The organism is Microbacterium sp. NPDC089186, assembly GCF_040685115.1.
GTDB lineage: Bacteria > Actinomycetota > Actinomycetes > Actinomycetales > Microbacteriaceae > Microbacterium > Microbacterium galbum.
Genome location: NZ_JBFBHJ010000002.1, coordinates 268,504 through 286,691, shown reverse-complemented (window position 1 = coordinate 286,691; position 18,188 = coordinate 268,504). Strand labels below are relative to the sequence as shown.

Below are 18,188 nucleotides of genomic sequence, written 5' to 3'. Positions count from 1 at the left end.
TCACGAGGGGCAGTCCTTGGCGACGATCGTGAGGGCGATGTTGGTGCTCTTGTTCGCGGAGGAGCCGCCGGCGGGGTTGGTCGAGACGACCTGTCCCTCTGCGGGCGCCTTCTCGTCCTTCGAGCACGAACCGATGGAGACGGTGCCGTAGCCCGCCGAGAGCATCGCCGCGCGGGCGGAACTCACCGGTTGGCCGGCCACGTCGGGCACGGTTCCGCCCTGGCCGTTGCCGGGGCTGAGCGTGATCACGGAACCGGCCGGGGCGGATCCGCCGCCGGGGTTCTGCGCCGCGACACGGTCGTTACCGAAATCGGCGTCCACCGGGTCGCCGACCGAGACGCGGAAGCCCGCGTTCTCGAGCGTCGAGCGAGCGCTGTCGATGGACTGACCCACGACGTTCGGCAGATCGCGCTGCTGCGTGCGCAGGGCGTTCGAGGGCGGGTCGGGGAAGCGGTCGCCGCCGTAGAACTCGTCGGCCGCGCTCTGGGTCGCCCGGGCGATCGAGTAGCGCATGTCGGAGAGCTGCTGTCCGTTCCAGTACTTTCCGAACAGCGTCTCGATACCGCGCCAGTTGCCGACCCAGACCGCCGTGGTGACCTTGGTCGACGACTCGATCATCCAGGTGTTCCAGCCCTCGTGCGTACCCGTCTTGCCGAGCACGGGGGTGCCGTCGTACGGGTTCGCCGAGGAGCCCGTACCGCCACTGGCCATGACACCCTGCAGGGCGTAGCCGACCGAGGCGGCGACGTCGGAAGTGAGGGCGGGCGAGCACTCGCGCACAGGGGCCTTCCGCTCGGCGCCGTCGCTGTCGGTGACCTTGTCGATCACCTTGGGCTGGCAGTGCGTGCCGCCGTTGGCGACCGTGGCGTAGGCACCCGCCATCGCGAGAGGCGACACCGGGTCGTTGCCGATGACGTTGTTCGCGACCGCCATGTCGATGTCGGTGCCGTTGCCGCGCGTGACGCCGAGCTTCTTCGCCGTCTTGGCGATGTCGCAGAGGTCGAGCTCGGAGGCCATCGCGAGGTATCCGGTGTTGAGCGAGTCCCGCGTGAAGCGAAGCGGTGTACCCACGTATCCCTGACTGTTCCCGAAGTTCTGGATGATGTCCTTCTTGTTGAAGTTGATCCAGTCGCCGGTGCACGAGTTCGTCATGTTCGGCACGGGGCCCAGACGACCGTTGAGGTTCTCGTTGAGCGAGCGCCCCTTCTCGACCCAATCGACCAGGGTGAACAACTTGAACGTCGATCCGGCGTTGAAGCCGTCGGAGCCGCCGTAGGTGCTGTCGCCGGCGAACACGATCGAGTTGTACGACGGGTCGGCTTCGGCCTGGGCCGGGTCCTGGGTGAACTTCGTGTTCTGCGCGATCGCGAGGACGCGGCCGGTGCCGGCCTCGAGGCTGACCGCCGTCGAACCGAAGTCCATGTTGGCGTACATGGCGGGCGCGTTGTCGTTCATCGCCTGCTGCGCGGCATCCTGAACACGCCAGTCGAGGGTGGTCTGGATGGTCAGACCGTCCTGACGGAGAGCCCGCACGCGATCGTCGGTCTCGGTTCCGAAGGCGGGGTCGTTGAGGATCGTCGCGACGACGTACTGGCAGAAGTAGGGCGCAGCGGAGACGACGCAGCCCTGGTCGGTCGAGGTGATCTGCGGGGTGATCGGCTCGATCGCGAACTGCACGTACTGCTCGTGCGTGATCTTGCCGTCCGCCTCCATGCGGCTGAGCACGTAGAGCTGACGGCCCTTCGTCTCGCTGTAGCCGTCGGCGGCGTTGACGAGCTGCTCCTGCGTGATCTCGCCGTTGTCGCGGAGCGTGTACAGCGCCTGGATGGTGCCCTGGTCGACGTCGTCGATCGACCCGTCGGGCGCCTTGTTCCACGCGGTCGTGCCGTCGTTGATCGAGCCCTCGGGGATGTCGATACGGAACCGGTTGGGGTTCTGCACCATGCCCGCGAGCACCGCGGCCTGCCCGACGTTCAGCTGCGAGGCCGGGACCTTGAAGTAGCGCTTGGCCGCGGCGTCGATGCCGTAGGTGACACCGCCGAAGTTGGCGATGTTGAGGTAGCCCAGAAGGATCTGGTCCTTCGTGTACTCCTTCTCGAGCTGCACGGCGTAGCGCATCTCCTGGAGCTTGCGCTGGTAGCCCGCGGCGCCGTCGGACTGGATCGCCTCGAGAGCGCACTTCTGCAGGGCCTCGTCGCGCGTCATGGCGGGCGTGGTGTCGGTCGCCTCGACGGCCTTCGCGTCGCGCTCGCAGCGCTGGACCAGCACGTTCTTCACGTACTGCTGGCTGATCGAGGATCCGCCCTGGGTCTCGCCGCCCGAGGCGTTGCTGAGCAGGGCACGCGTCGTTCCGATGAGGTCGACACCGCCGTGCTGGTAGTAGCGGGGGTCTTCCGATGACAGGATCGCGTCGTACATGACGGGGTTGACCTGGTCGAAGGTGACGGGGGAGCGGTTCTGGTCGAAGAACTTCGCCAGCACCTGGTCGCCGGCCATCAGCGTCGTCGGCTGCATGAGCTCGTCGGGCTGCAGGTAGCTCGGCATCTTGTCGAAGATCGTGATCGCGCTCGACGCGGCCGCGCCGGAGACGGCGATGGCCGGCGTCACGGCGGCGGTGACGAGGAGTCCGGCGACCGCGCTCAGGCCGACGAGGCCGACGATGCCGCCGAGGGCACCGCTAGCCGTTCGTTTGTTCTCGGGCATAGGGTTGATGCTAAGCGACGTTGCTGGGCGATGCCTCGAAGGCGTGCGCTCGCGCGCGCACGTATCCGATTCCGCGCGCGAGATCCACGCGCGCGGCGACCGCCGGGGAGCCGTCACATGACCACGTGGGAATACCTCACCACGCCGCTGCTGATCCACAACACCGCCGCGATCCTGAACAACTGGGGCAAGCAGGGCTGGGAGCTCGTGCAGGTGGTGACCGGCCCCGAGGGCGGTCTCGTCGCCTACTTCAAGCGCCCCGTCGGCGGCGGAAGCGCCAACGCCGGTCTGGGTGCCGCCGAGGCGGCAGCGCGTCAGTTCGAGGGGCAGCAGTGAGCGTCAGCGAGCGGTTGGCCGCTCTGGGCGTCGAGGTCCCTTCGGTCGTCCCGCCGGTGGCGTCGTACATCCCCGCGAAGCGCCACGGCGACCTCGTCTACACCTCGGGTCAGCTGCCCATGGTGCAGGGCGCGCTGCCGGCGACCGGCAAGGTCGGCGAATCCGAGGGTCTGGTGACCCCGATGGATGCCAAGGGATACGCCCGACAGTGCGCGCTCAATGCCATCGCGGCCGCGGCAGCCCTCGTCGGCGGTGTCGACGACCTCACCGGCGTCCTGAAGCTGACCGGGTTCGTGGCATCCGTCCCCGACTTCACCGGGCAGCCGGGAGTCATCAACGGAGCGAGCGAGTTCCTCGGCGAGGTGTTCGGCGAGACCGGCGCGCACGCGCGATCGGCCGTCGGCGTGCCCGTGTTGCCGCTGGACAGCCCGGTCGAGGTCGAGGTGATCTTCACCGTCGCCTGACGACGTGATCGTGGAGGGCCGTGGACGCGGATGACGTCCACGGCCCTCCGGCGTTCGGGCGGCCGTTTCGGTGCGGCGAGGCGGGTCCGGCACCACGGGTGACTCGGCTGATTCAGAAGGAGCGAGGAGGACGATCGCCCTCGTGACTCCTCCTTCCGCGGTGACCGGTTCCGTGCTGACGCACCCTCCCGCACGCCTGCGGCGGCAGGCGGCGATCGCCGTCGCGACCATCGTCGGCCTGGTCCTGGTCGGCTTCCTGCTGCGCCTGACCGAGATCGATGTCGCCGCGTCGGCGGCCATCCACCACCTCCGAGGGGGTGCGCTCCGGTCGACCGCGGAGGCGTTCTATCTCGCCCTCAAGCCGATGCCCGCGGCGATCATCATGCTCGCGGCGACGGCCGCGGTGGCCGGTCTGACCCGCTCGTGGCGGCCGGCCGTCGTCTTCCTGGGAGCGGTCGCGGTGACGTGGGGCTCGGCCGAGGCGGTCAAGGTCATGGTCGACCGTCCGCGACCGGGGATGAGCGAGGCGGCGATGGCGACCATCGGACGGGCCGCCGACGCCTCCTTCCCGAGCGGTCACGTCGCCTTCACCGCGGCCTTCGTCGCCGCGTGCGTGTGTCTGGCATGGGAAACCCGGTGGCGTTCGCTCGTGATCGCGATGGGCGCTGTCCTCGTGGCGGGCATGACCGCCGCCGTCGTGATCGAGGGCGTGCACTACCTCGGCGACGCGGTGGCATCCCTCGTCTGGGCGGCGGGGGTGTTCCCGGCCGTGCGCGGGGGATGGGCGGTGGCGGTCGCGAGGGTGGATGCCGGGATGCGACGCCGTCGCGCGCGCCGGGTCGTCTGACGCGCGACGCGCGGGGGCCCGGGGGAGCCGACTCGGAGGAAGGTCCGGCCGGGGACACCGCGGACGCGGCATCCCCGGCCGGGGAGTGTCACTTCACCTGGGCGCTGATGACGCTCATGACGGCGGTGTCGGCGAGGGTCGTGGTGTCGCCCACCTCGCGTCCCTCCGCGACATCACGCAGCAGGCGACGCATGATCTTGCCGGAGCGGGTCTTCGGCAGCTCCCCGACGATGTAGACGTCGCGCGGGCGCGCGATGGGGCCGATCTGCTCTCCGACCCACTTGCGCAGTTCGTCGCCGAGGCCCTCGACGGGGTTCTGCTTCAGGTAGCGGCTCTTGACGATCACGAAAGCGACCACCGCCTGGCCCGTGGTCTCGTCCGATGCGCCGACGACGGCCGCCTCGGCCACGCCCTCGTGGCCGACCAGGGCCGACTCGATCTCGGCGGTCGAGAGACGGTGCCCCGACACGTTCATGACGTCGTCGACCCGGCCGAGCAACCACACGTCGCCGTCGTCGTCGAGGCGGGCCCCGTCGCCGGCGAAGTAGTAGCCCTTCTCGGCGAACTTCTCCCAGTAGGTCTCGCGGTAACGGTCCGGATCGCCCCAGATTCCGCGCAGCATGCTGGGCCAGGGCTCGGTGACCACGAGCAGCCCCCCGCTGCCGTTGCCGACGGGTTCGCCGGCATCGTCCACGACGGCGATCGAGATGCCGGGCAGGGGCACCTGCGCCGACCCCGGCTTGGTCTCGGTGACCCCGGGCAGCGCCGAGATCATGATCGCGCCCGTCTCGGTCTGCCACCACGTGTCGACGATGGGCGTCTCGTCGGCGCCGATGATCTCGCGGTACCAGACCCACGCCTCGGGGTTGATGGGCTCACCGACCGAGCCGAGCAGGCGCAGCGACGACAGGTCGAAGCTCTGCGGCACGTCTCGCCCGATCTTCATGAACGACCGGATCGCCGTCGGGGCGGTGTAGAAGACGGTCACGCCGTGGTTCTGGATGAGTTCCCACCAGCGACCCGGGTGAGGCGTGTCGGGCGTGCCCTCGTACAGCAGCTGAGTCGCGCCGTTGGCGAGTGGACCATACGTCACGTACGTGTGCCCGGTGATCCAGCCGATGTCGGCGGTGCACCAGTAGACGTCGGTTTCGGGGTGCACGTCGTGAACGACCCGGTTCGTGAACGCGGCCTGCGTGAGGTAGCCGCCGGAGGTGTGCAGGATGCCCTTCGGCTTCCCCGTCGTGCCCGAGGTGTAGAGGATGAACAGCGGTGTCTCGGCGGGGAACGCCTCGGCCTCGTGCTCGGCGGAGGCCTGCGGAACGGCGTCGTGCCACCAGATGTCGCGGTCGGCGTTCCACTCGACCTCGTTCTCGCCGCGCTTGACGACGAGCACGTGCTCGACCGTTTCCTGGATGCCGGAGCCGTTGCGGTCGGAGAGGGCCTGGTCGACCGCGGGCTTGAGGGGGGAGACCTTCCCCTTCCGCCAGCCGCCGTCGGCGGTGATGACGACCTTCGCGCCGGCGTCGTCGATGCGTGCGCGGAGGCTGTCGGCCGAGAAGCCGCCGAAGACGACCGAGTGCACGGCGCCGATACGGGCGACGGCGAGCATGGAGGCGATGGCCTCGGGGATCATCGGCAGGTAGAGCGCGACGCGGTCCCCGCGCTCGACGCCGAGGTCGAGGAGCACGTTGGAGAGGCGCTTGACCTCGTCGGTGAGCTCCGCGTAGGTGACGTTGCGCTGGTCGCCGGGTTCGCCTTCCCACCGCAGCGCGATGCGATCGCCGTTCCCGGCCTCGACGTGCCGGTCGAGGCAGTTGTAGGCCACGTTGAGCTCGCCGTCGGCGAACCACTCCGCGAACGGGGGGTTGGACCAGTCGAGCACCTGCGTGAACGGCGTGTGCCAGTGCAGCTCGCGCGCCTGATCGGCCCAGAAGCCCTCGCGGTCGGCGGCCGCGCGCTCGTACAGACTCCGGTCTGCGACGGCGCTCTCGGCGAAACCGGCCGACGGTGCGAACCGCCGGGTCTCGTTGAGGAGGTGGTCGATCTGGCTGCTCATCGCGGCGCTCCTTCGCGTTCACGTCACGCCGCGTCGATGCGCGGCGTTCTACCCGGGTCACGCTAGCGACCGCTCTGCACCGGGGCCACCTCCGATAGTTGGGATCGGCGCCGCCCGGGAAACAGGTGATATATCGCGATGAATAGGTCGCGAGAGTTGGCCCGGCTCATCGGCGCGCGTACTCTAGGAACGCCCGAACATCGCTTCCGGCACTCGCGTCGGGGGGAGCCCCCCAATTTTCCTCCGGCGCGCGGCGGCATCCCTCGCCCCCCACTGTAGGGATGCCGCCCCCTTCTTTTCCGGGCCCTCGGACCCCTCCTCCCCAGCAAGGAGATCCGAGCCGTTGTCCACGGATGCCCGTCTCCGCCCCGTGCCGGGGCTCCAGCGATGCCTACCGTCGTGGTCGTGGCATCCCTCCCTTCCCCCGCACGCATCGCCCCGGCCGAATCCCGGCCGGCGGCGCAGGACGACGGCGCGGTCGCGGCCGACGACGACGCCGCGGTGACCTTCCTCCGCCCTTTCCTCGACGACCCCCTCGTCACCGACCTGTTCATCAACGGAGAGGACGGCCTGTTCGTCGATCGGGGCGCGGGAATCGAGCGCGTGGCATCGTGGCGGGCGACCGAGACGGAGGTGCGCCGTCTGGCGGTCCGGCTGATCGCGCGAGGCGGACGGCATCTCGACGATGCTTCTCCGTGCGTCGACGTGCGCTGGGAGCGGGGCGTCCGGGTGCACGCGGTACTGGCCCCCGTCGCCGCCCGCGGGACGACCATCTCCATCCGCGTCCCCCGGTGGCATGCACCCGACCTCGCGCTGCTGCAACGGACCGGGATGCTGTCGGCCGCGCAGCGCGAGCGTCTTGAGGGCTTCGTGGACCGACGCGAGAACGTACTCATCACGGGGGCGACGGGCGCGGGGAAGACGACTCTGCTCTCCGCCCTGCTGTCATGCGCGCCCCCGACGGAGCGTGTCATCACCATCGAGGAGGTGGCGGAGCTGCGCCCCGCGCATCCTCACCACATCGCCCTCGAGGCCCGCCAGGCCAACATCGAGGGAGCAGGCGGCATCTCCCTCGCGCGGCTCCTAAGGGAGGCGCTGCGCATGCGGCCCGATCGTCTCGTTCTGGGAGAGTGTCGCGGCGAAGAGCTGCGCGAGCTCCTGATGGCCCTGAACACCGGACACGACGGGGGCGCCGGCACGCTCCATGCGAGCAGCCTCGCCGACGTCGCGACGCGTCTGGAGGCGCTGGGCGCACTCTCCGGAATGGACGCCGTGACCACGGCGCGGCAGGTCGTGAGCGCCGTCGGCGCGGTGGTGCATGTCGAGCGCTCGGACGGACTCCGACGCGTGACAGCGTGGGGGCGCCCCGTCCTGCGCGGCCGCCGACTGACCATCCGCCCGCAGGAGTGGTCGTGACGGCGCCGCGGACCGACCCGTACGCGATCGTGGTGCGGCTCGCGGTGCTGCTGGGCGGTGGTGCCGCGCCCGCCCTCGCGTGGCAGCACCTGGCGGCGGGAGGGGACCCCGCCGTGCTGGCCGCCGCCCGAGCCGCCGAGGGCGGCGATGACGTCGGCGTCGTGCTCACCGCCGCCGGAGGGGCATGGGCCGACATCGCCGCCGTCTACAGCGTCGCCGTCGAGACGGGCGCACCGTTGGCGGAGACGCTCCGTTCCGTCGCGGGGGCCCTTCGCGATGCAGCCGAAGTCACCTCGGACGTGCGTGTCGCGGTGGCCGAGCCGCTCGCGACGGCCCGCCTGCTCGGCTGGCTCCCCGTTGCCGGCGTGCCGTTGGGGATGCTTCTCGGAGCAGATACCGTCGGCACGCTCCTCGCCGATCCGATCGGACGCGGGTGCCTGGCCGGCGGAGTCGCCCTGGTCTTCGCTGCGAGCGTCTGGACGCGGCGGCTGGCGCGGTCCGCGCGTCCGTCCGCGACGGTGCCGGGCCTCGAAGCCGAGTTGTGGGCGGTCGCGCTCTCCGCGGGCGCGTCCCCCGAGCGGGCCCGGACCGTGATCGCGCGCCGCGCGCGCAGCCCCGGCGAGTCCGGGACGCGTGCCATCGACGAGACGCTCGACCTGGCGCTGCGAGCCGGCATCCCCGCCGCCGAGCTGCTCCGCGCCGACGCCTGGGCGTCGCGTCACCGGGCACGCACCGACGGTCGAGAGGCGGCCGCGCGCCTGTCGACGCGGCTGCTCCTCCCGCTGGGCATCTGCACCCTGCCCGCGTTCCTCCTGCTCGCCGTTGCCCCGATCGTGCTCGGCCTGCTCCGCTCCGACGTCGTCCCCTGACCACGTCGTCGACCCGAATCCCTCTGAAGAACAAGGAGAACCCATGTCCGACCTCGACCCCCGATCCCTCTTCTCCCGCGACACGTCGCCGTTCCCGCTGCTGACCGGAGCCGGCGCGCGACGCGTGTTCCTCGACGAGCGCGGCGCCGCCACCGCGGAGTACGCCATCGCGACGATGGCCGCTGTCGCTTTCGCCGGGCTGCTCGTCGCCATCATGCGCAGCGACGAGGTGCGCGGCATCCTCACCGACCTCGTTCGCCGCGCGCTCACCGTGCAATGACGACGCCTGGTCGGTCGCGGGCGGGCTCGAGCGTCCCGCCCGGGGAGCGGAAAACGGGCGCGGGTTCGCGACTCCCGCGGGGAGGGTCTGTCACGGCCGCGGGTACGCGCGTGCAGCGGGAGGATCGGGGTGCGACCGCGATCCCGCTCTCCCCGCTGGGGGAGCGGGGCGCGGTCGCGGCCGAGTTCGCCGTGACCCTCCCCGCCGTGCTCCTCGTCCTGGCGCTCGGGGTGGGGGTGCTCAGCACGGCCATGACGACGCTCCGTCTGCAGCAGGCGGCGACCGAGGGAGCCCGGCTCCTCGGTCGGGGGGACGACGCGGGGGCGTCGGCCGCGCTCGCCGCGGCCGGCGGCTCGATGACCGTGATGCGCGGCGACGGTCTCGTCTGCGTGTCGACGTCGGCGACGCGCTCCATCCCGATCGCCCTTCCGCTCCCGCCCGCGGAGGCGCGGGCCTGCGCCCTCGACGGCGGCCGCTGATGGCGGGCAGCGCGTCGACCGTCGGCGTCGTGGCGGTCGTCGCCGCCCTGACGGTGGCGGTGGCCGCGGTCGGCGGTGCTGCGGTGACGGCGCGGCGGGTGGCGGGGACGGCGGATGCGGCGGCTCTCGCGGCGGCCGACACGGCCAGTGGTGCGGTGACCGGCTACCCGTGCGACGCGGCCGCACGGGTGACCGCCGCAGCGGGGTGGGAGCTGGCGGAGTGCCATGTCGACGGCCTGGTCGCCACGGTCACGGTCGCCGGGGCGTACGGTGGAGTTCCCCTCGATGCGCGCTCGCGAGCCGGACCTCCCGTCGTCTCGAGCCCGTGAGACCTCCCGGAACCCGAACAGGGAGGCGTGTGTATGGTGTGCATCGAAGAAAGGACCCCAGTGGCAAACGGAAAGAAGCTCGTCATCGTCGAGTCCCCGACGAAGATGAAGTCGATCCAGGGATACCTCGGCGACGACTACGAGGTGCTCAGCTCGGTCGGTCACATCCGCGACCTCGCGTCGAAGAAAGAGATCCCGGCCGACAAGAAGGCGGCGTACGGCAAGTACTCCATCGACGTCGAGAACGACTTCGATCCCTTCTACGTGGTCAACGATCGCAAGACGAAGACGGTCGCCGAGCTCAAGCGCGCGCTGAAGACCGCCGACGAAGTCCTGCTCGCCACTGATGGTGACCGCGAAGGCGAAGCCATCGCGTGGCACCTGCTCGAGGTCCTCAAGCCCAAGGTCCCCGTCCGCCGCATGATCTTCCACGAGATCACCAAGGACGCCATCCGTGACGCGGCGGAGCACACGCGCGACCTCGACGTCTCGCTCGTCGACGCACAGGAGACGCGTCGCGTCCTCGACCGCCTCTACGGCTGGGACGTCTCGCCGGTGCTCTGGCGCAAGGTCGGTTCCGGTCGCGAGGGCACGGCGCTGAGCGCCGGCCGCGTGCAGTCGGCCGCCACGCGCATGGTCGTCGAGCGCGAACGCGAGCGCATGGCGTTCGTGTCGGCGTCGTACTGGGACGTCGAAGCGCTCGCCTCGCGGTCGGGCTCGTCGTTCACCACGCGACTGAACCGTCTCGATGGGGCTCCCATCGCCCGCGGTGGGGACTACGACGACAACGGTCAGCTCAAGAAGGCCGTCGTGGTGCTCGATGAGGCGGCCGCCCGTGCGCTGGCCGACGCGATCACCGCCGCCGGTCGCGCCACGGTGTCGAAGGTCGAGGCGAAGCCGGGTACCCGCAGCCCTCGCGCGCCCTTCACGACGTCCACCATGCAGCAGGAGGCCGGTCGCAAGCTCTCGATGAGCGCGAAGCACGCCATGGGCGTGGCGCAGCGTCTGTACGAGAAGGGCTTCATCACCTATATGCGAACCGACTCGGTCGCGCTGTCGGGACAGGCCATCTCGGCCGCCCGCGCGCAGGCCGTGGCTCTGTACGGCGACAAGGCCGTCCCCGCGAACCCCCGCGTCTACAAGAGCAAGTCGAAGAACGCCCAGGAGGCGCACGAGGCCATCCGCCCCTCGGGCGAGACCTTCCGCACCCCTGCTTCGCTGGCCTCGTCGCTCGACCGCGACGAGCAGAAGCTCTACGACCTCATCTGGAAGCGCACCGTCGCCAGCCAGATGGCGGATGCCAAGTACGAGACGACGACGGTCACCCTCACGGTGCAGGCCGCCGCGCAGGTCGCCGAGTTCACGGCATCCGGGACCGTCTACACCTTCAAGGGCTTCCTGGAGGCCTATGAAGAAGGCGCCGACGAGAAGCGCAATGACGACGACGCCGACCAGTCGCTGCCTGCCGTCGCGGTGGGCGACGAGCTCTCGATGAGCGACGTCGAGCCCAAGGGGCACAGCACCTCTCCCAAGCCGCGATACACCGAGGCGAGCCTGGTCAAGGCGCTGGAGGAGAAGGGCATCGGTCGCCCGTCGACCTTCGCGAGCATCATCGGCGTGATCCTCGACCGCGGCTACGTCACCAAGCGGGGGCAGGCGCTCGTCCCGAGCTGGCTCGCTTTCAGCGTGGTGCGGTTGCTCGAGGAGCACTTCGCCGACCTCGTCGACTATGACTTCACGGCAGCACTCGAAGACGACCTCGACGCGATCGCCCGCGGCGAGCAGCGCCGCACCGAGTGGCTCAAGTCGTTCTACTTCGGGTCGGAGAAGCAGGTCGGCCTGCGTCACATCGTCGACAACCTCGGCGAGATCGATGCCCGCGAGCTCAACTCGACGCGCATCACCGACACGGCGACGCTGCGGTTCGGCAAGTACGGTCCCTACCTCGAGGTCGCCGACCCCTCGGGCGACGCCGAGGCCAAGCCGCGGATCGTGAACATTCCGGAAGACCTGGCGCCCGACGAGCTCACCCCCGAAAAGGCCCGGGAGCTGATCGACGCGCCCGTCGCCGGCGACCGCGTGCTGGGGGAGAACCCTGAGAACGGCAAGCTCGTCGTCGTCAAGGACGGTCGCTTCGGCCCCTACGTGCAGGAGGTCGACGCCGAGGAGCCCGAAGAGGTCGATCAGGCCACGGGGGAGGTCGTCGAGGCCCCGAAGAAGCGCGGTGCGAAGAAGGAGGCGGCCCCGAAGCCCCGCACGGCGTCGCTGTTCCGGTCGATGTCGGTCGACACCATCGAGCTCGACGCCGCCCTGCAGTTGCTCTCCCTTCCGCGCGTCGTGGGCGCCGACCCGTCGACGGGTGACGAGATCACCGCGCAGAACGGTCGCTTCGGTCCGTACTTGAAGAAGGGCACCGATTCGCGGTCGCTCGACAACGAGCAGCAGATCTTCGACATCACCCTCGAGGAGGCGCTGGCGAAGTACGCCGAGCCGAAGTACGGCGCGCGTCGCGCGTCGAGCGCGCTCAAGGAGTTCGATGCCGATCCGGTGAGCGGGAAGCCGATCAAGCTCAAGGACGGTCGCTTCGGGCCGTACGTCACCGACGGGGAGACGAACGCCACGGTTCCCCGCGGCGAGAACGCGATGGAGATCACCTTCGAGCGCGCGGTGGAGCTGATCGCCGACAAGCGCGCCAAGGGACCGGCACCCAAGAAGACGACCACCGCGCGGAAGACGGCTGCCACCAAGACGACGGCCGCCAAGACCGCCGCTGCCAAGACCACGGCGGCCAAGACCACGGCGACCAAGACCGCCACGACGAAGACGGCCGCCGCCAAGACGACCGCGACGCGGACGACGGCTGCCAAGACCACGGCTGCCAAGACGACGGCAGCCAAGACGACGACGGCCAAGACCACCGCGGCCAAGACGACCTCGACCACCCGCAAGGCCCCGGCGAAGAACTCGTGACCGGCCTCGAGCCTCGGCCGCTGCACGCCCCTCGGGCGGCGTCGGCCGGGGGTCCCGGCTTGTTCGTCACCTTCGAGGGGGGAGACGGCGCGGGCAAGACGACCCAGGCGTCAATGCTCGAGGAGTGGCTCACGGGCGACGGGCGCACCGTCGTGCGCACGCGCGAGCCGGGCGGCACCGAGGTGGGCGTGCGCATTCGCGAGATCGTCCTGCACCACCGCGGTCACATCGCCGCGCGTGCCGAAGCGCTGTTGTACGCCGCCGATCGGGCGCACCATGTGGAGACCGTCGTGCAGCCGGCCATCGCCCGTGGCGATGTCGTCATCCAGGACCGTTATCTCGACTCGTCGGTGGCCTATCAGGGTGCGGGCCGGGTGCTCGACCCCGATGACGTGCGAGCGCTGTCGCTGTGGGCGACCGGAGGCCTGCTCCCCGACCTGACCGTGCTGCTCGACCTCGACCCGACAGCCGCGCGTCAGCGGCTCGACGCCGATGACAAGCCGTTCGATCGGCTCGAGGCGGAGAAGAACGACTTCCATGCCCGAGTCCGCGAGGGTTTCCTGGCCCTCGCGCAACGCGAGCCCGATCGGTTCGTCGTCCTCGACGCGACGCAGACGCCCGAGGTCCTGGCCGCACGGGTACGGGACGCCGTCGTCGCGCGGTTCCGCTGAGCCGGACGCGCACCGACAGTCGATGCTCAGCAGCGCTGTCCGACCCCGGGATTAGGCTGGAACGCATGTCCGTCGCGCTCGAGCCGTCTCCGCGGGCCGCCGGCGCGGCCCCCTTCCCGTGGGACGCCGTGTGGGGTCAGGACGAGGCCGTCGCTGCCCTGCGCCATGCGGCATCCGACCCCTCCGCGCTCGCTCACGCGTGGCTCATCACCGGGCCGCCCGGTTCGGGGCGTTCGACGCTCGCCTACGCGTTCGCCGCGGAGCTCATCGCCGACCCGGACGACGAGCGGGCGCAGCATCAGGTGCTCGCGCGGACGCACCCCGATCTCACCGCTCTGCGGACGGAGCAGGTCGTCATCCGCATCGACGAGGCGCGCCGTCTCGTCGAGCGCGCGTCCTTCGCGCCCTCGCTCGGTCGGCACCGCGTCATCGTCGTCGAGGACGCCGATCGCATGGCCGAGCGCACGTCGAACGTGCTGCTGAAGGCTCTCGAGGAGCCGCCGGAGAAGACCGTCTGGGTGCTCTGCGCCCCGAGTGACGCCGATCTGCTGCCCACCATCCGCTCGCGGGTGCGCGTTCTTCGGCTGCGGGAACCTTCCGTGGCCGATGTCGCGGGTCTCATCGTCGAACGCACCGGGGTCACGCCCGACGTGGCCGAAGAGTCGGCGCGTCACGCGCAGAGGCACATCGGCATGGCGCAGCGTCTGGCCACCGACGACGATGCCCGGGCGCGGCGCGCCGAGACCCTCGCGGCCGTGCTGGCCGTGCGGGGGATCGGCGACGCCGTCGAGGTCGCGGGGCAGATCGTGCGCCTGGCCACGGAGGACGCCAAGGCGCTCACCGCCACTCGCGACGAGGAGGAGCGACGTGCTCTGCTGCGCATGCTCGGGGTGGCCGAGGGGGCCGCGGTCCCGCCCTCGGTGCGGGGGCAGGTGAACGCGCTGGAAGACGATCAGAAGCGCCGTGCCACGCGGAGCCTGCGCGACGGCATCGATCGTGTGCTCACCGATCTGCAATCCCTGTTCCGCGATGTCGTGATGGTCCAATACGGCCGCGAGGCCGACCTGGTCAACGTCGAACGCCTCGACGCTCTGCGCGCGCTGGCGACGCAATGGACGCCCGCGCGCAGCCTCGGCGTCCTCGATCGCATCTCGGCGACCCGCCGCAACCTCGAGCAGAACGCCGCGCCGCTGCTCGCCCTGGAGAGTCTCATGATCACCGTGGCGAACGGTTCGGCCCCGTGAGCGTGCGACGGCGTCTGACCGCGCTGGTCGCGGGTCTCGTGGGCGTCGCGCTGGCACTGACGGGCTGCCTCTATGCGCAGATCCCGCCCATGGCCCCCGACGGCGGTCGCTCCCTCGCCCCTCAGACGGAGGGCATCGATGCCGCTCTGCTGCCCTACTACGGCCAGACACTGACCTGGACCGCGTGCGGCAGCGCCGGCTTCGACTGCACCACCGTCACCGCCCCGCGCGACTACTCCGACCCCTCTGCGGGTGAATTGCAGCTCGCGGTCATCCGGCACCGCGCGACCTCCGGCGAACCGCTCGGGTCGCTGTTGACCAACCCGGGCGGCCCGGGGGTGAGCGGCGTCGACACCGTCCGCGACTCGTTGTCGCTCGTCGCCGACGAGGCGCTGACGCGATCCTTCGACGTGATCGGGTTCGACCCCCGCGGCGTGGGCCGGTCGACGGCGGTGTCGTGCTACGACGCCGCCGGAATGGATGCCTACCTGTACGACGTCCCGCCGGGCGCGCGCGGCAGCGACGAGCGCAACGCGGCCCTCGAGCAGCGGCAGGCGGACTTCGCGAAGGCCTGCGAGGCGGGGAGCGACGGCATCCTGCCCTACATCTCCACGGAGAACGCCGCGCGCGACATGGATCTGCTGCGCGCCGTCCTCGGCGATGAGAAGCTCAGCTACCTCGGCTTCTCGTATGGTTCCCTGCTCGGTGCGACTTACGCCGGGCTCTTCCCGGAGCGCGTGGGGCGCATGGTGCTCGACGGCGGTATCGATCCGAGCCTTGCCGGGAGCGAGAGCGGAATCGCCCAGGCGGTCGGCTTCGAGAACGCGCTGCGTGCGTTCATGGCCGATTGCCTGCGCACCTCGGAGTGCCCGTTCTCGGGGTCGGTCGACGATGCGATGGATGACGTGGCCTCGCTGCTCGCCCGCGCCGACGCCCGCCCTCTCGCGGGCTCCGACGGACGCCTCCTCGGCGCCGACACGCTGCTGACGGCCATCGTCGCCGCGCTGTACAGCGACCAGAACTGGCCGTATCTGCGCGTGGCCCTCGCCGACGTGCAGAACGGCGACGCCTCCGTCGCCTTCCAGCTCGCCGACTTCTACAATGGCCGCGTCGACGGGCAGTACACCGACAACACCATGCAGGCCCTGCGCGCCTACAACTGCGTCGACTACCCCCGCGAGGACGACGCCGATGAGACGGCGTTGCAGCAGGAGCTGGAGCAGAAGGCTCCGGTCGTCGCGCCCTACTGGGTGGGGCCCGACGCGTGCGCGGCCTGGCCGGCGCCGTCGACGGGCCGGCCGGCGGCCATCACGGCCCCGGGGTCGCCGCCCATCCTGGTGCTCGGCACGACAGGAGACCCGGCCACGCCCTACGCCGAGGCCCAGGCGCTCGCCGATCAGCTCTCGCAGGGTGTCCTCGTCACCTACGTCGGCGAGGGCCACCTGGCCTACAACAAGGGCGATGACTGCGTGAACGGCGCGGTCGACGACTACCTCGTCGACGGCACCGTGCCCGGCCCCGATCTGCGCTGCGAGTAGCCCCATGGCGACGTCGTGCGCCTACGCTTGATCCGTCACATCCGGAGGAGACCCCTATGACCGCGCCCATCGCCGACCTGGCGAGCTACATCGACCACACGCTGCTCAAGCCCGAGGCCACCCGCGCCGACGTCGAGCGCATCATCGCCGAGGGCGCCGAGCTCGGGACCTACAGCGTGTGCCTCTCGCCGTCGTTCCTCCCGGTCCAGCTGCCGGAGGGTCTCAAACTGGCCGTCGTGTGCGGCTTCCCCAGCGGCAAGCACCACGCCGAGGTCAAGGCCGCCGAGGCGGCGCTGTCGGTCGCCCAGGGCGCGCACGAGATCGACATGGTCATCGACATCGGCGCCGCCATCGAGGGGCGTTACGAGGTCGTCGAGGCCGAGATCCGCGCCGTCCGCGCCGCGGCGCCGGCGCCTACCGTCCTGAAGGTCATCATCGAGTCCGCCGCCCTGTCGGACGAGGCGATCGTGGCCGTGTGCGAGGCCGCGGTCGCGGCGGGAGCCGACTTCGTCAAGACCTCGACGGGCTTCCACCCCGCCGGCGGCGCGACCGTTCACGCGGTGCAGCTGATGAAGCGCACGGTCGGAGACCGCGCCGAAGTCAAGGCCTCCGGCGGCGTCCGCACGCGCGCCGCGGCCGAAGAGATGATCGCCGCGGGCGCCTCGCGTCTCGGCCTGTCGTCGAGCCGGGACATCCTGGCCGACCGCTCCGCGACGGGCGACTACTGACCGCGTACCGCGAGGGCCGCTGGAGCATGTAAGATCGATGATCGTGCACGCGACAGCGCGCACATGCCGCCTTAGCTCAGACGGCAGAGCGATTCACTCGTAATGAATAGGTCAAGGGTTCGATTCCCTTAGGCGGCTCCGAAGGCCCCCACCCGCTTCCACCGGGTGGGGGCCTTTCTTCGTCGTCGAGACGAGTGCGCGTGGGCTGTCGGCCGCGGCCGTATGGTCGGCGCAGGGGCGACGCGCCCCGAAGGGGGCACCGTGACCGCACTCGTCTCGGACGCGAGGGGTCTGCGTCGCGTCATCCGTCTGTGTCTCGGCGTGGTCATCGCGGGTCTCGTGGTCAGCGGTGTCACCGCGTTCCCGCTGCGGGAGGAGCTCGCCCTCGCTCGAGAGGTTCTGCGATCCACGGGTGTCGCGGCATCCGCCCCCGCCTTCACGGGCTGGGTGGACCGGGTGGGGGAGGGGTTGGATGCCACGGCTGCGGCGTTCCCGTTCATCGCCTACGGCACCGATTGGCTGGCGTTCGCGCACCTGCTCATCGCCGTCGCGTTCGTGGGGCCGCTCTTCGACCCCGTGCGCAACGTCTGGATCACGGTGTGGGGGCTGATCGCGTGCGCCGGCATCGTGCCCCTCGCCCTCATCGCGGGGGCGCTGCGCGGGCTGCCGCTCGGTTGGCAGCTGATCGACATCTCGTTCGGCCTGGTGGCCGCCGTACCGCTCATCGTCGCCTTCGTCGCCACGCGCCGTCTGGAGGCCCTGGAAGGCCGAAGAGCGCCCTTCACGGGCCGATAGGCTGGAGAGCCGTTCCGCGTCCGCGTGACGCGTCGTCAGCCTGCAGGAGCACCCGTGTCGAACGCCCTCGATGCCCTCATCGAGATCTTCACGTGGGTCGGGCTGGGCGGGGGGCTCGTCCTGGCCTTCGCGGCGGTGGTCCTCCTTCTGCTCGACGGCACGTGGTCTCCGGCTCGGGCCGTGGTCGAACCGGTCGACGGCGGACGTGTCGTGCGCTGGTTCGACGACGGCGGCGGCGTCAACGAGGCGCCCCTGTCGGCGCACGACGACGCGAAGATCGGCGCGGCCGACATGGCCGACATCTTCTACCGCCGCGGTGCGTCGCACCGCATGCGGCTCACGCGGTCCTCGCCCGTGGTGCGGTTCCTCTCGCTGCTCTCCGCCGGCGTCCTGACACTGGGCGCGGTGGCGTTCGTCGTCTCGATCGTGCTGCTGTTCGCCCGCGGGTGACCCGACTCCTCCC

17 protein-coding genes and 1 tRNA gene are annotated in these 18,188 nt (G+C 70.7%); 16 read left to right on the top strand and 2 right to left on the bottom strand.

The window, feature by feature from the left end; genetic code table 11:
• Nucleotides 1-2,703, bottom strand: a complete 2,703-nt coding sequence (locus tag AB0N82_RS07605; RefSeq protein WP_363390011.1) for a transglycosylase domain-containing protein — start codon at nucleotides 2,701-2,703, stop codon at nucleotides 1-3.
• A gap of 117 nt (nucleotides 2,704-2,820) precedes the next feature.
• Between AB0N82_RS07605 and AB0N82_RS07600 the strand changes: the two genes are divergently transcribed.
• The 3 genes from AB0N82_RS07600 to AB0N82_RS07590 all read left to right on the top strand — a co-directional run bounded on the left by AB0N82_RS07600 (nucleotide 2,821) and on the right by AB0N82_RS07590 (nucleotide 4,350).
• Nucleotides 2,821-3,039 carry a hypothetical protein gene (locus AB0N82_RS07600; RefSeq protein ID WP_108317699.1) on the top strand — a complete coding sequence of 73 codons (219 nt, stop codon included), beginning with the start codon at nucleotides 2,821-2,823 and terminating at the stop codon, nucleotides 3,037-3,039.
• A complete protein-coding gene (locus AB0N82_RS07595) occupies nucleotides 3,036-3,503 on the top strand; it encodes a RidA family protein (protein WP_363390007.1) in 468 nt (155 codons plus the stop codon). Before AB0N82_RS07600 ends, AB0N82_RS07595 begins: the two co-directional genes overlap by 4 nt.
• A 142-nt stretch (nucleotides 3,504-3,645) precedes the next feature.
• A complete protein-coding gene (locus tag AB0N82_RS07590) occupies nucleotides 3,646-4,350 on the top strand; it encodes a phosphatase PAP2 family protein (protein ID WP_363390004.1) in 705 nt (234 codons plus the stop codon).
• Nucleotides 4,351-4,438: 88 nt separating this feature from the next.
• Here the strand turns inward: AB0N82_RS07590 and acs are convergent, their stop codons facing one another.
• Nucleotides 4,439-6,406 (bottom strand): acetate--CoA ligase, encoded by a 1,968-nt coding sequence (acs, locus tag AB0N82_RS07585; protein WP_363390001.1) that lies wholly within the window; start codon nucleotides 6,404-6,406, stop codon nucleotides 4,439-4,441.
• Nucleotides 6,407-6,793: 387 nt separating this feature from the next.
• Here acs and AB0N82_RS07580 point away from each other — a divergent pair, with 387 nt between their 5' ends.
• The 13 genes from AB0N82_RS07580 to AB0N82_RS07520 all read left to right on the top strand — a co-directional run bounded on the left by AB0N82_RS07580 (nucleotide 6,794) and on the right by AB0N82_RS07520 (nucleotide 18,175).
• On the top strand, nucleotides 6,794-7,822 hold the full coding sequence (locus tag AB0N82_RS07580) for a TadA family conjugal transfer-associated ATPase (RefSeq protein WP_363389997.1): 1,029 nt from the start codon (nucleotides 6,794-6,796) through the stop codon (nucleotides 7,820-7,822).
• The gene (locus AB0N82_RS07575; protein WP_363389994.1) at nucleotides 7,819-8,691 is read left to right on the top strand and encodes a pilus assembly protein TadB; all 873 of its coding nucleotides are present in this window, start codon (nucleotides 7,819-7,821) and stop codon (nucleotides 8,689-8,691) included. The genes AB0N82_RS07580 and AB0N82_RS07575 overlap by 4 nt, the downstream gene beginning before the upstream one ends.
• 43 nt (nucleotides 8,692-8,734) lie before the next feature.
• Nucleotides 8,735-8,971 (top strand): DUF4244 domain-containing protein, encoded by a 237-nt coding sequence (locus AB0N82_RS07570; RefSeq protein WP_363389991.1) that lies wholly within the window; start codon nucleotides 8,735-8,737, stop codon nucleotides 8,969-8,971.
• A 110-nt stretch (nucleotides 8,972-9,081) separates the two neighbouring features.
• Entirely contained in the window at nucleotides 9,082-9,450 is a 369-nt protein-coding gene (locus AB0N82_RS07565) for a TadE family type IV pilus minor pilin (RefSeq protein ID WP_363389988.1), read from the top strand.
• Nucleotides 9,450-9,779, top strand: coding sequence for an Rv3654c family TadE-like protein (locus tag AB0N82_RS07560; RefSeq protein WP_363389985.1), 330 nt, complete (start codon nucleotides 9,450-9,452; stop codon nucleotides 9,777-9,779). The genes AB0N82_RS07565 and AB0N82_RS07560 overlap by 1 nt, the downstream gene beginning before the upstream one ends.
• A gap of 60 nt (nucleotides 9,780-9,839) precedes the next feature.
• On the top strand, nucleotides 9,840-12,749 hold the full coding sequence (topA, locus tag AB0N82_RS07555; RefSeq protein WP_315994854.1) for a type I DNA topoisomerase: 2,910 nt from the start codon (nucleotides 9,840-9,842) through the stop codon (nucleotides 12,747-12,749).
• Nucleotides 12,750-12,808: 59 nt separating this feature from the next.
• On the top strand, nucleotides 12,809-13,420 hold the full coding sequence (gene tmk / locus AB0N82_RS07550; protein WP_363389976.1) for a dTMP kinase: 612 nt from the start codon (nucleotides 12,809-12,811) through the stop codon (nucleotides 13,418-13,420).
• A 65-nt stretch (nucleotides 13,421-13,485) separates the two neighbouring features.
• Nucleotides 13,486-14,664, top strand: coding sequence for a DNA polymerase III subunit delta' (locus AB0N82_RS07545; RefSeq protein ID WP_363389973.1), 1,179 nt, complete (start codon nucleotides 13,486-13,488; stop codon nucleotides 14,662-14,664).
• On the top strand, nucleotides 14,661-16,202 hold the full coding sequence (locus AB0N82_RS07540) for an alpha/beta hydrolase (RefSeq protein ID WP_363389970.1): 1,542 nt from the start codon (nucleotides 14,661-14,663) through the stop codon (nucleotides 16,200-16,202). Before AB0N82_RS07545 ends, AB0N82_RS07540 begins: the two co-directional genes overlap by 4 nt.
• Nucleotides 16,203-16,258: 56 nt before the next feature.
• Nucleotides 16,259-16,930 carry a deoxyribose-phosphate aldolase gene (gene deoC, locus AB0N82_RS07535; protein ID WP_315994850.1) on the top strand — a complete coding sequence of 224 codons (672 nt, stop codon included), beginning with the start codon at nucleotides 16,259-16,261 and terminating at the stop codon, nucleotides 16,928-16,930.
• A gap of 65 nt (nucleotides 16,931-16,995) precedes the next feature.
• Nucleotides 16,996-17,068: transfer RNA gene (locus tag AB0N82_RS07530), tRNA-Thr, on the top strand.
• A 123-nt stretch (nucleotides 17,069-17,191) separates the two neighbouring features.
• Nucleotides 17,192-17,725, top strand: a complete 534-nt coding sequence (locus AB0N82_RS07525; RefSeq protein WP_363389967.1) for a hypothetical protein — start codon at nucleotides 17,192-17,194, stop codon at nucleotides 17,723-17,725.
• Between the two features lie 54 nt (nucleotides 17,726-17,779).
• Nucleotides 17,780-18,175 carry a hypothetical protein gene (locus AB0N82_RS07520; protein ID WP_315994848.1) on the top strand — a complete coding sequence of 132 codons (396 nt, stop codon included), beginning with the start codon at nucleotides 17,780-17,782 and terminating at the stop codon, nucleotides 18,173-18,175.
• Nucleotides 18,176-18,188: the final 13 nt, after the last annotated feature.

Coding starts and splice junctions, on each gene's coding strand:
- AB0N82_RS07580 (WP_363389997.1), top strand. CDS start 6,794: ATGCCTACCGTCGTGGTCGTGGCATCCCTCCCTTCCCCCGCACGCATC.
- AB0N82_RS07545 (WP_363389973.1), top strand. CDS start 13,486: ATGTCCGTCGCGCTCGAGCCGTCTCCGCGGGCCGCCGGCGCGGCCCCC.
- deoC (WP_315994850.1), top strand. CDS start 16,259: ATGACCGCGCCCATCGCCGACCTGGCGAGCTACATCGACCACACGCTG.
- acs (WP_363390001.1), bottom strand. CDS start 6,406: ATGAGCAGCCAGATCGACCACCTCCTCAACGAGACCCGGCGGTTCGCA.
- AB0N82_RS07570 (WP_363389991.1), top strand. CDS start 8,735: ATGTCCGACCTCGACCCCCGATCCCTCTTCTCCCGCGACACGTCGCCG.
- AB0N82_RS07605 (WP_363390011.1), bottom strand. CDS start 2,703: ATGCCCGAGAACAAACGAACGGCTAGCGGTGCCCTCGGCGGCATCGTC.
- AB0N82_RS07560 (WP_363389985.1), top strand. CDS start 9,450: ATGGCGGGCAGCGCGTCGACCGTCGGCGTCGTGGCGGTCGTCGCCGCC.
- AB0N82_RS07600 (WP_108317699.1), top strand. CDS start 2,821: ATGACCACGTGGGAATACCTCACCACGCCGCTGCTGATCCACAACACC.